Raw genomic sequence first — 11,637 nt, 5'->3', positions numbered from 1 at the left:
TACTCGCTTACGGCAGGGGGATGTTCTGGTCGACGACGACGTGGATGACGGCGGGCCTGCGCTCGTCCGTCACGGCCTTGAGCGCACGCTCGACGGCCCCGGCCGCCTGGTCGTCGGCGGTAACGGTCTCGCCGTGGGCGCCGAAGGCACGCGCGTAGGCGGCGAAGTCGGGGTTGGCGAGCTGGGTGCCGCTGATCCGGCCCGGATAGTGGCGTTCCTGGTGCTCGCGGATCGTTCCGTACTGCCGGTTGTCCATCAGGATCACGAGAAAGGCCGCACCGTACTGCACTGCCGTGGCGATCTCCTGACCGTTCATCAGGAACTCGCCGTCGCCCGCGATGGCGACGGTCAGCCGGCCGGGGCTCTCCAGCGAGGCGGCCAGGGCGGCCGGGACGCTGTAGCCCATGGAGCCGTTGCGCATGCTGAGCTGGCTGGGGAAGACCCGGGTCGGCAGATAACGCTGGGCCCAGATGCAGTGGTTGCCGGCGCCGAAGGTGTGGACGGCGTCGTCGGGGAGCCGTTCGACGAGTTCGGCGATGACGCTCGTCATGTGGGCGGTGCCCGGTGCGGTCGCCGGTAGCCCGGCGCCGGTGCGGGCCGCGGCGGGCAGCGCGGCGTGCCGGGCCTGCTCCTCGCGGGCCTCGGCGGTCCACCGCGTCCAGTCGGGGTGACCGGTCAGGTCGAGGCCGACCAGGGCTTCGGTGAAGGTGTCGGGGGCTGCGAGTATCTGCCGGGTGAGGGCGCCGCTGCGACCGCGCAGGGTGGCGTCGATGTTGGCGACGACGGTGGTGGACGACGGGGACTGGCGCAGCGTGTAGCCGTCGCTGGGCACGTCGGTCAGTACGCCGCCGACGCAGAGCAGCAGGTCGGCCTCCTCGACCCGGCGGGCCAGCGAGTCGAGCCGCCCGTATCCCAACTGGCCGGTATTGACCGGTGAGTCGAAGGGAACCCGGTCGGAGGCCCGCCAGTCCTGGGCGACCGGAATGCGGTGGCGCTCGGCGAAGGCGGTGAGCCGGGCGGCGGCGCGAGGCGTCCAGCGAGGGCCGCCGGCGAGGATGAGCGGACGTTCGGCGCGGACGAACAGATCGCGCAGCGCGTCGAGTTCGGCGGGGGCGACGCCGCCGTCCGTCACCGGGACGACCGGGTGGAGCTCCGGCGATGCGGGGCGGGTGATGATGTCCTCGGGCAGCCCCACGACGACCGGCCCGGGACGGCCCGAACGGGCGGCGAAGAAGGCCTCGGCAACCAGTTCGGAGGCGCGCTCCGGCCGGTCGAGGAGGAGGACGCGCTTGGCCTGCGTACCGAACCAGGCACGCGGGTCGAAGTCCTGGAAGGCCTCGCGGTCACGGTGGTCGCTCGGGATCAGGCCGACGAACAGAACGAGCGGTGTGGCGTCCTGCCAGGCGGCGTGGACGGCCACATAGGCGTTGGCGGCGCCGGGCCCGCGGGTGACCATGGCGACGCCGGGCTCACCGGTGAGCTTTCCGTGCGCCTCCGCCATGTAGGTGGCGCCGCCCTCGTGGCGGCAGACGACGGTGGTGATGTCGGAATCGTGCAGCCCGTCGAGGACGTCGAGGTAGCTCTCGCCGGGGACTGCGAAGACTCGCCGGACCCCGTGCAGGGCAAGGGACTCGACGATGGCGTGACCGGCGGTGCGGGCGCGGTCGGTGCCGGGGCGTGCGGAAGCGGGTGACATGACGGTCACGGACGGGTCCTTCGGGGAGGTGCGGCGCAATTGCGGATACGGATGCGCTCGGCAGGTCCCTCAGTATCGGAAGGCATCGGTCATGCCGTCCAATACACAAATGGCAACCCGACCATAACCATTGAGCATGAAAGCCAGGTGGCGTACGACGTGGCCGCCGGGCGAGGGAATCTGCCGGGCGGCACGGAGCCGGTCCGGGCCGGGGACGGGGCCAGCGGCCTGGCTTCGGTGCCATGATCAGAAATGGATTCATCGTGTCGGCCGTGGCCTGCGCCTCCATCGCCGCAGCGGCTCTGGGGGCCCGGGCGGCCGGCCCTTCTGACGGATGGCGACAGGTCGGGGCCGGCATCCAGGGCGGTGTCAGCGGCATGGCTCCGACCGAGGGCGCCCCCGTGGGGCCGAACCGGGACGATGCCGTCATCGTGCGGGACAACAAGGGGGATGGCGAGAGCCGGGTGGCCACCGTGCGGCTGAGGCCGGGCAGAGCGCCCGTGACCACCGAACTGCTCTGGCTCGGCGTACTGCCGAAGGACCTGGAGGCGCTCGACGCGGTGCCCGGCCGCGCCGGCCACTACATCGCCCTGGCCGGCAACGGCGACGCGTACCACATCCTTGTGGCGAACGGCCGGGCGACGGTTCAGGGAGGTCCCGTCACCGTGCCGGAGCGGCGCGACGGCGACAACTACGAGAGCTTCGCGCTGCACCGCGACAGGTCGGGCAGCGTTTTCGCCGTGTGGGCCACCCGCGGCAGCGGCGCACTGAAGGCAGTCGTACGCGCCGCTTCGGCAAGGGTCGGCACATACGGCCTCGACTTCGGCTCTCCCACCGCGCGGCAGGAATTCGCCGTGCCGCTTCCGAACGAGGACGAGGTGCGGCACATCAGTGACCTGAAGGTCCTGGCGGACGGGACCGTCCTGGTGTCGTCGGCGTCGGATCCCAACATGGACGACGGACCGTTCAGCTCCGCGGTCTACAACGCCGGACGGCTCGCCGTGGACGGCGCGCACCATGCCGTTCTGCGACTGAGGAAGACGGACGAGCTCACCCCGCTGCGCCGCTTCACCAAGCAGGACGACCGCAAGATCGAGGCGATCGCGTTCCCGCGCGATGGGCGGGCCATCTGGGGCACGGACGACGAGAACCACGGAGGCCGGGTGAGGTTCGACCGCGTCACGCCGTAGCTCTCGCGCATCCGCACGCCTCCGCGGGACGGTCAGGGACGCGGGGGCGCCGGGATCACGGCGTCCCCCTGTCCCACGAGAAAGTCCCGCAGCCGCACCGCCGTAGCGCGAATGGTGTCGGCCGCGAAGTGGCCCGGCAGCCAGGCCACATGGAGCGGCACCTGAAGCACCTCCCTGCGTCCGGTCCCTTCCACCGTGATCCACAGCGCATGCGCCCCGTACCGCGGCAGGTCCGTACTGACCCCGATCCCGTGCCCTGCCACCGCGAGTGCCTCCACGGTCGGGCCGTCCTCGCATTCGGTGAGCCGCTCGGGTGCGAGATGTGCCGCACCGAGCGCGTTGTCGAGTACGGCGCGGCTGACGCTGGAGCGCGAGTGGGCGAACAGCCGGTCGCTGCAGATCTCGGCGAGGCCGACCTCCGTGCGGCCCTCCTCGGCCCAGGGATGGCCGGGGGCGACATGTGCCTTCAGCGCGGTGCCGCCGAGGTCGACGGTCTCGAAGCCCTCGACCATCGGCGTCGGGGACACGATGAAGTCCGCCTCGTCCAGGAGTTCGTCGTTGAGGGCGAAGTGGCCGGCCTGCCGGGTGATCAGCGGCGGATCGTCCGGGCCCGTCGTGGCGATGAACGGCGCGAGGAAGCCCCGGATGGTGGCCGCCGTCGCGGCGACCGTCAGCTGCGCGACCCGCCCGGAGCGGAGCCCCTCGACCGCGGCCTCCATCTGACGGGTCTCCGCGATGACCCGACGGGCAAGGGGGACGAAGGCGCGCCCGGAGGCGGTCAGCACCAGCCGGTTGCCGCGCGGCTCGAAGAGCGTCATCCGGAGCTCGCGCTCCAGCGTCTTGAGCTGACGGCTCAGTCCCGGCTGGGCGACATGGAGGGTGGCGGCGGCGGAAGTGATGGTCCCGGCGTCGACGACGGCGAGGAAATAGAGGAGGCGCCGGTAGTTCATCGGCCGATGATAGCGACGCCGAAAAATAACGAAATTATAATGGGTCTGGGCCAAATGTTGGGTACGATTCATGCGCTCGTCCCTTACGCGGCGTGGTCCGATCACCACCGACGGCGAGTCTCGGACGCAACACCGGACGCCCCCGATGTCCGGTGTCCCCTGACCGATCCGGGAGGATCACGTGTCCCTGTCGCGCTCCGCGCGTACGGTGCTGGCCGCCGCCACCGTCGCCGCCGTCGCACTGCCGCTCGCCACCACGGCCGCCCACGCCCAGGAGTACGGGGCCGCAGCCGCTGCCCCGTACGCCGGTCTGCCGTCCGGTACCAAGCAGGCCAAGTCCCTGGTCATCGGTATCGACGGCGCCACCTTCGACGCCTTCTCGCGTGGCGACGTACCGCACATCGAGCAGCTGATGGCCAAGGGCCTGACCGCACGAAGCAACCTGTACGCCAACCCGATGGCCCCGACCGTCTCCGGTGCCGGCTGGTCGTCCATCGCCACAGGCGTCTGGCCCGACAAGCACAATGTGAAGGACAACAACTTCACTGCCCCCGACTACGGCCGGTACCCGGACTACGCGACCCGGCTGGAGACCGCCGACCCGGCCACGTCCACCCTGATCGTCGGCACCTGGAGCCCGATCCCGCAGATCGTCTTCGGCGCGAAGACCGATCTGCGGATCGCGGGCGGCAACGACGAGGGCACCACCGCGAAGGCCGAGGACTACCTCGCGCACGGCAACCCCGACTCCACCTTCGTCCACCTCGACGAGGTCGATGGCGCCGGTCACAGCTCCGGCTCCGCGAGCGACGCCTATCTCAAGGCCCTGAACACCGCCGACGCGCAGGTCGGCCGGCTGCTCGACGCCGTGACCTCGCGGCCGACGTACGCCGATGAGGACTGGCTCGTCGTCGTCACCGCCGACCACGGCCACACCCCCACCGGCGGCCACGGCGGCAACACCCCGCTGGAGCGCGGCACGTTCGTGATCGCCCAGGGCAAGGGCATCGAGCCCGGTTCGGTACGCGACGACGTCAAGATCACCGACATCGCGCCCACCGTCCTGCGCCACGAGGGTGTCGCAACCGACCCCGCCTGGAACCTCGACGGCACCTCGCTCGCCGAGCCGAAGACGGACGCCTTCGACGCGCTGCGCGGCTCCCTCCGTACGCCCATCGACGAGACCGGGCTCCCGGCCGACGCCAAGGGATGGACGAACACCGCACCCGATGGCTGGTCCGTCGACAACTCGAAGATGCCGGCCGGTGGTGTCACCGAGTGGCGCGGCTGGTCCTTCGCCACCGACGAGTTCTGGACCGACGCCGAGCGAGGCCAGGGCCGCGAGACGAACGTCCGCGCCCGCAATGTGTTCGCGGTCGCCGACTCCGACGAGTGGGACGACAAGGCGCACGACGCCGGACAGTTCGACTCCACCCTGGTCAGCCCCGCGTACAAGCTGAACGGGGCGGCGAAGGCGACCGTCTCGTACGCCACGAACTACCGCGTCGACGGACCGCAGAGCGGCGATGTGTACGTCTCGTACGACGGTGGCACCCCGCAGCTCGTGAAGTCGTACCGGAGCGACGCCAACACCGTCGAGCGTCTTGAGCTCGCTGTCCCGGCGGGCGCGAAGTCTGCCCGGCTGAGTTTCCGCTACACCGGTACGAACAGCGCCTTCTGGACCATCGACCAGGTCGCCTTCGGCCAGCCCGACCCGCCGTCGCAGCTCGCCCTCACCTCGTTGGAGGCCGGCACCGAGCTGCTGGGGCGGCCCGGCTCCGACGCGGCCTGGAAGGTCACCACGAACGGCGTGGTCAAGACCGCGCACGGCAAGCCCGTGAAGGACGCGAAGGTCACGGCCGAGCTGACGGCCGGCGGCAGGGTGCAGAAGCTGACCGGTACGACGAAGAAGGACGGCTCGGTGCGCTTCAGGACCACCGTGCCACAGGGCATCGCCGAGGCCACCCTCACCGTCACCGACGTGCGCTACCAGCACCTCGCGTACTACGGCGAACTCGACCCGGTCCGCACCCTGGACCTCACCCGCCCCACCGGCCACCGGGGCTGACCGATCGGCCGGGCCCCGGAGTAACCGACCGGGGCCCGGCCGCAACGCGCATACGCCGGAGGCCGTTCCCGGCCACGCCGCTCCCGCGCCGGGTTACCGTGGCAGTTCGGCGCCGGTGCGGCCGCCCCAGGCCGCCGGGGCACACAGCACAGCGGCTCCCGACGCCACTGTGCGCCGCGCACTGGTTCCCGCTCCCGGGCCTGTCCACTGTGCCGCCATCCCCACCCGCTGAGGGGTGAGTCGGTCGGTACGAAAGCCTGGAGGACAGCCGGTGAGCGGCTCGGCGGCGGAGTCCCGGACGGTCGCCCGGGGGTCGAGTGCCCGGTCGGTCCTCGCCCGGTCGCCGGCGTCGTACGCCTCGTACATTCCGATGAGGACGGTCCGGACAGCGTCGGCGTCGGCCGCCGATGCGCCGGGCCCGGCGGTGGACGGGAGAGGGAGGGTGTTCTCGGGCACGGTGGTGCTCCTGGGCGGACACGGGGGTGCGATGACTGCACGGGGGTGTGGTGGCGGCCGAGCTGCACAGCCGCGTACCGGCCGCCGCCCACACCCCCGTCGCTCATCCGGCGCTTCTCATTCCACCGATCGAAGAGCCTCGGCCAGGATCTCCGCGCCCTCCTCCGCCTCCGGGATGGTCAGCGAGAGCGGCGGTGCGATCCGCAGCACGCTGGTGTTGTGGCCGCCGCCCTTGCCGATGAGCAGGCCGCCTTCCCGGGCCGCTTCGAGTACGGCGGCGGCCGCCTCCGGGTTCGCCTCGTCGGTGCCGGGCTTCACCAGCTCGATGCCGATCATCAGTCCCCGGCCGCGTACCTCCCGTACACACTCCGAGGCCGCGCCGATCGCACGCAGCCGCTGGATCAGCAGTCCGCCGACTCGCCGGGCGTTGCCCTGCAGATCGTGTTCGAGGAGGTAGGAGAGGTTGGCGAGGCCGGCCGCCATGGTGACCGGCGAGCCGCCGAAGGTCGAAATGGAGTTGGCGTCGAGGCAGTTCATGACGTCGGCGCGAGCCACGACACCGCCGATCGACATGCCGTTGCCGATGCCCTTGGCGAAGGTGAGGATGTCCGGCGGCCCGTTCTCGCCGTGCGCCTGCCAGCCCCAGAAGTGTTCGCCGGAGCGGCCCCAGCCGGTCTGCACCTCATCGGAGATCCACAGGATGCCGTGGCGGTCGAGGACCCGGCGGAAGGCCGCGTACAGGCCGTCCGGCGGTGAGGTGAACCCGCCGACGCCCTGGATGGGTTCGGCGATCAGGGCGGCGGGCTCGCGGGTGTGGCCGAGCAGGTCCTCCAGGTCGGCGACACAGCCCGCGATGAACTCCGCGTCGCTGAGGTGCGCGTACGGCCCCCGGGTGCGGACGCCGCCGTGCACGTAAAGCGTCTGCAGCGGCGACAGATTCGTGGGCGACCATGCGCTGTTGCCGGTGATGGAGACCGCGGAGAAGGATCTGCCGTGGTAGCTGTTGCGCATCGCGAGGATCTGGTTCGACCTGCGGTACGTGGTGGCGAGCAACAGGGCGGTGTCGTTGGCCTCGGTACCGGAGGTGGTGAAGAAGACCCGGGCGTCCGGGATGCCGGAGAGCGTGGCGATGCGTTCGGCCAGCTCGACCATCGGCCGATTGAGGTAGAGCGTGGAGGAGTGGATGATCCGCCCGGCCTGCTCGCTGACCGCCTTGGTCACCTCGGGCAGGGCGTGGGCGGTCATGGTCGTGAGGATGCCGCCGAAGAAGTCGAGGTAGCGCCTGCCGTCGGCGTCCCAGACATGGCGGCCCTCGCCGTGGGTGATCTCCACGGGGTTCTTGTAGTAGAGCGCCAGCCAGTCGGGGCTGACGGCGAGATGGCGTTGGTGCAGGCTGCTCACGGCTCCACCAGTCCTTCGTACGCGTCGGGTCGGCGGTCCCGGTAGAACGCCCACTGCTGGCGGACCTCGTCGATGAGCCCGAAGTCGAGGTCGCGGACGAGGAGTTCCTCCTCCTTGTCGCTGGCGACCTCGCCGACGAACTGGCCGCGCGGGTCGACGAAGTAGCTGGTTCCGTAGAAGTCGTTGTCGCCGTACTCCTCCTGGCCGACGCGGTTGATCGCGGCGACGAAGTACTCGTTGGCGACGGCGGACGCGGGCTGCTCCAGCTGCCAGAGATAACTGGAGAGGCCGCGCGAGGTGGCGGACGGGTTGTACACCAACTGAGCGCCGTTGAGCCCGAGTTGTCGCCACCCCTCCGGGAAGTGCCGGTCGTAGCAGATATAGACACCGACCTTGCCGACGGCAGTGTCGAAGACGGGCCAGCCGACGTTTCCGGGCTTGAAGTAGTACTTCTCCCAGAACCCCTTGACCTGCGGGATGTGATGTTTGCGGTACTTGCCGAGATAAGAACCGTCGGCGTCGATGACGGCGGCGGTGTTGAAGTAGAAGCCGGACTGCTCGATCTCGAAGACCGGCACGACGATCACCATGCCGGTCTCGCGGGCGAGTTCCTGCATCCGCCGGACGGTCGGCCCGTCCGGGACGGCCTCGGCCCAGCGGTAGTGCTCGGGTTCCTGCACCTGACAGAAGTAGGGTGCGTTGAACACCTCCTGGAAGCCGATGATCTTCGCGCCCTGGCGGGCGGCCTCGCGCGCATGCTCCTCGTGCTTGGCGATCATGGATTCGGTGTCGCCGGTCCAGGTCGCCTGGACGAGTGCGGCGCGTACGACTTGGGACATGAGCTGCTCCTTCGACGCGGCGTCAGAGAGCCTCTACGCTTTTCTACGCCCGTAGATACGTGCGTAGAGGAGAACGTAAGCCCCGTCACACAGCGGGGCAAGACCATCGCCGTGAACCGGCGGAGTCGATCATGTTTCGCACCCGTACGGTCCACATGTTCATTCACCTTCCGGCTCGGAGAGCAGATGCCGTGATGGAGCGCCAACGCGCCCTGCTGCAGGACAAAGTTCGAGCCGGTGGCACGGATCCTGGATACCCAGCTCGGCGGGACCGGCCTCGCGACCTGGACCTCACCCAAGGGTGGGTACTTCGTGACTCTCGAGGTGCCGGACGGCTGCGCCAAGCCCCGGCCACCGCGCGATGGTCCGGCAGTACGAAGGCGTCTCCTCGCGCTGTCGAGCGGACGCCTCGTTCCAGGGCGTGTCCGTCCACGCACCGGCGTGCAGGAACGTGCTCGGCGAGATGCGGGCTCGCGTACACCGTCAACACCTTCCACGTTCCCTCCCGTTCGGGTGATGTACGGCGCGCCGGGAGGATCTCGGAGCGGTCCGGGCAGTATCCAGGCGACCGATCCTGAGAGGGGAAGTCGTGGGACTGTCACACGAGTACGGGCGCGCCATCAGTGAGGGGCCGACACCGGCCGATGCTGCGGGGGCGCTTGCTCTGCCCTGTCCGAGCGGCTGGTCCGCGCTGGCCTTCTCCGACGAGTTGCGGCCGGGTGTTGTGCTCACCCGGCCTTTGGCGGGGCAGGACGTGGTGCTGTACCGGCTCGGCACGGGGGCGGTCCGCGCCATCCGTCCGTACTGTCCGCACCTCGGCGCCCATCTCGGTCTGGCGAAGGTCGACGGGGACGATCTCGTATGTCCCTTCCATTTCTTCGCGTTCGGCCCCGACGGCAGGTGCGTGCGCACGGGATACGACACAAAGCCGCCGAGGTCGCCGTTGACGCAACTGCCGGTGCACGAGGTCAACGGTGCTGTCTTCGTCTGGCGGCACCACGACGGCCGGGCACCGGACTGGTTCATCCCCGACTGGCACGAGATCGGCCACCGGCCTGCCCGTAGCGCCGCCTGGGAGCTGGCCGGCAATGTCCAGGAAGTCATCGAGAACTCGGTGGACCTCGGGCATTTCGCCACCCTGCACGGTTGGGCCAAGGCCGAGATCGGCGGGCCTGTCGTCTACGACGATGCCGCGTTCCACGTGTCCATGCGGGCCCATGAGTCGGCGCCGCTGCTGGGAAACTTCGTCGTCGAGGTGGAGGTGGACGGCTACGGACTCGGTTGCCTGCACGCGGATGTGTACACGCCTCGAATCGGGCTTCGGATGTGCACGATGGTGATGCCGACGGCGATCGCGCCCAACCGGATGCAGTTCCGGCAGAAGAACCGCATCGCCTTCACGGAGCCGGCCCGGCTGCCGGCCCCGCTCGCACGGGTGGTGAGCCGAACCGCCGCCCGGCTGCTGGACCGCGCCGTCTTCCGTTCCAGTTGCGAGTTCACCGCCGCCGACTTTCCGATCTGGAATCACAAGCAGTACCAGCAGCCGCCCCGGCTCGCTCCCGGTGACGGGCCGATCGGCCCGTTCCGGCGCTGGGCCCGGCGGTTCTATCCGACACCGGGGGAGATCGGGGGGACGCGGCTCGACCACGATGAGCGAAGCGACGGAGCCGAAGTGCCGTGAGCGCCACCACCGCATCGGCGATCTGCGCGGCCGGCCGCGTCACCCCCTGGAGCAGCAACTGGTCGCAGTCGTCCGGGCGTTGTTACGCCACGGCTACGCGCGCTTTTCGACTGCGGTGCGGTCGAAGCACCGTGCGACGCACCCCCCTGAGCGCCCCTGCGGGGACCCGCGCCAACCCCCACGCCCCGGACAGGGACTCGTTCGACGACCGAGCCACCGCCGCCAGGGCCCATCCGGCCGATCAGGTCCCATCCGGCGGGCCGAGGCCCGACAGGCCCTACCCCGCCAGTGGCACCACATCCGGCTCCGGGGCGCAGCGCGTGAGCAGTTCGTCCATCGAGAGTCCGAGCGCCCCGGCCAGCGCCGCGACAGTGAAGAAGGCGGGGGTCGGGGCGCGGCCGGTCTCGATCTTGCGCAGCGTCTCGGCGGAGATTCCGGCGCTCGCCGCGATCTCGACCATGCTGCGCCCGCCACGCGCCTCGCGGAGCAGCGCTCCGAGGCGTTCGCCGCGGCGGCGCTCTTCCGGGGTCAGGGGCGTTCGTACCATGCCGTCATTCTAATACCGCCGCGACCGGTATAGTAATTGGCATGGTGCAGCTCAAGACAGACACATCCATCGAAGCGATGCGCGAGACCGGCCGGGTCGTGGCGCAGCTACTGACGGCCGTGCGGGAAGCGGCGGCGGTCGGCGTCTCGTTGCGCGAACTCGACGAGGTGGCCCGCGGGGTCCTCCGCGAGGCGGGCGCCGGGTCGCCGTTCCTGAACTACCGGCCGCATTTCGCCCCCACCCCGTTTCCCGCCGTGATCTGCGCGTCGGTCAACGATGCGATCGTCCATGGCATCCCGACCGACCAGCGGCTGCGCGACGGCGATCTGGTGAGCATCGACGCGGGCGCGACGCTCGGTGGCTGGGTGGGCGATTCGGCGATCAGTTTCACCGTCGGGCGCACCCGGCCGGCGGACACCCGGCTGATCGACACGGCCTTCGCGGCGCTGGAGGCGGGGATCGCGGCGGCGGTCGTCGGCAATCGGATCGGTGACATCGCGCATGCGATCGGCACGGTGTGCCGCAGCGCCGGTTACGGCATTCCGGAGGGGTTCGGCGGCCATGGCGTGGGCCGTTCGATGCACGAGGACCCGGCCGTCCCCAACGAGGGACGACCGGGTCGCGGCATGCCGTTGCGGCACGGAATGGTGCTGGCGATCGAGCCGATGCTGATCGGCAGCGGCAAGGACGCGTTCCGTCCGGACCGGGACGGCTGGACGTTGCGTACGTCCGACGGCAGCCGGGCGGCGCACGCCGAGCACACGGTGGCGATCACCGACGACGGTCCGCGCATCCTGACCGCGCTGTGA

General features: G+C 70.3%; 11 protein-coding genes. 5 read left to right on the top strand and 6 right to left on the bottom strand.

What is annotated here, in order from left to right; translation table 11 throughout:
• Positions 1–7: 7 nt before the first annotated feature.
• On the bottom strand, positions 8–1,696 hold the full coding sequence (locus tag IEZ15_RS29270; protein WP_189280092.1) for a thiamine pyrophosphate-dependent enzyme: 1,689 nt from the start codon (positions 1,694–1,696) through the stop codon (positions 8–10).
• A 242-nt stretch (positions 1,697–1,938) separates the two neighbouring features.
• On the opposite strand from IEZ15_RS29270, the gene IEZ15_RS29265 reads away from it, so the two are divergent.
• Positions 1,939–2,886: a hypothetical protein gene (locus IEZ15_RS29265; protein ID WP_189280068.1), complete on the top strand. Its 948-nt coding sequence runs from the start codon at positions 1,939–1,941 to the stop codon at positions 2,884–2,886.
• Between the two features lie 32 nt (positions 2,887–2,918).
• Here IEZ15_RS29265 and IEZ15_RS29260 read toward each other — a convergent pair whose 3' ends face one another.
• Complete coding sequence (locus IEZ15_RS29260) at positions 2,919–3,836, bottom strand: LysR family transcriptional regulator (RefSeq protein ID WP_189280067.1); 918 nt, start codon at positions 3,834–3,836, stop codon at positions 2,919–2,921.
• Positions 3,837–4,017: 181 nt separating this feature from the next.
• Here IEZ15_RS29260 and IEZ15_RS29255 point away from each other — a divergent pair, with 181 nt between their 5' ends.
• Positions 4,018–5,904, top strand: coding sequence for an alkaline phosphatase family protein (locus IEZ15_RS29255; protein WP_189280066.1), 1,887 nt, complete (start codon positions 4,018–4,020; stop codon positions 5,902–5,904).
• A 93-nt stretch (positions 5,905–5,997) separates the two neighbouring features.
• On the opposite strand, the gene IEZ15_RS29250 is transcribed toward IEZ15_RS29255, so the two are convergent.
• The 3 genes from IEZ15_RS29250 to IEZ15_RS29240 all read right to left on the bottom strand — a co-directional run bounded on the left by IEZ15_RS29250 (position 5,998) and on the right by IEZ15_RS29240 (position 8,600).
• Positions 5,998–6,360 carry a hypothetical protein gene (locus IEZ15_RS29250; protein WP_189280065.1) on the bottom strand — a complete coding sequence of 121 codons (363 nt, stop codon included), beginning with the start codon at positions 6,358–6,360 and terminating at the stop codon, positions 5,998–6,000.
• 117 nt (positions 6,361–6,477) lie between these two features.
• Positions 6,478–7,761, bottom strand: coding sequence for an aspartate aminotransferase family protein (locus tag IEZ15_RS29245; protein ID WP_189280064.1), 1,284 nt, complete (start codon positions 7,759–7,761; stop codon positions 6,478–6,480).
• Positions 7,758–8,600 carry a nitrilase-related carbon-nitrogen hydrolase gene (locus IEZ15_RS29240; protein ID WP_114247549.1) on the bottom strand — a complete coding sequence of 281 codons (843 nt, stop codon included), beginning with the start codon at positions 8,598–8,600 and terminating at the stop codon, positions 7,758–7,760. Before IEZ15_RS29240 ends, IEZ15_RS29245 begins: the two co-directional genes overlap by 4 nt.
• Before the next feature lie 237 nt (positions 8,601–8,837).
• Between IEZ15_RS29240 and IEZ15_RS47240 the strand changes: the two genes are divergently transcribed.
• Entirely contained in the window at positions 8,838–9,227 is a 390-nt protein-coding gene (locus IEZ15_RS47240) for a hypothetical protein (protein ID WP_373302634.1), read from the top strand.
• Positions 9,190–10,281 (top strand): Rieske 2Fe-2S domain-containing protein, encoded by a 1,092-nt coding sequence (locus tag IEZ15_RS29230; protein ID WP_189280063.1) that lies wholly within the window; start codon positions 9,190–9,192, stop codon positions 10,279–10,281. The genes IEZ15_RS47240 and IEZ15_RS29230 overlap by 38 nt, the downstream gene beginning before the upstream one ends.
• A gap of 277 nt (positions 10,282–10,558) precedes the next feature.
• Here IEZ15_RS29230 and IEZ15_RS29225 read toward each other — a convergent pair whose 3' ends face one another.
• Positions 10,559–10,828, bottom strand: a complete 270-nt coding sequence (locus IEZ15_RS29225) for a helix-turn-helix domain-containing protein (RefSeq protein WP_114247546.1) — start codon at positions 10,826–10,828, stop codon at positions 10,559–10,561.
• A 41-nt stretch (positions 10,829–10,869) separates the two neighbouring features.
• Between IEZ15_RS29225 and map the strand changes: the two genes are divergently transcribed.
• Positions 10,870–11,637 carry a type I methionyl aminopeptidase gene (gene map / locus IEZ15_RS29220; RefSeq protein WP_189280062.1) on the top strand — a complete coding sequence of 256 codons (768 nt, stop codon included), beginning with the start codon at positions 10,870–10,872 and terminating at the stop codon, positions 11,635–11,637.

It is taken from the genome of Streptomyces atratus, assembly GCF_014648655.1.
Classification (GTDB): domain Bacteria; phylum Actinomycetota; class Actinomycetes; order Streptomycetales; family Streptomycetaceae; genus Streptomyces; species Streptomyces atratus.
Note: the sequence above shows the minus strand (reverse complement) of the source record. Positions and strands in the feature narration are given on the sequence as shown.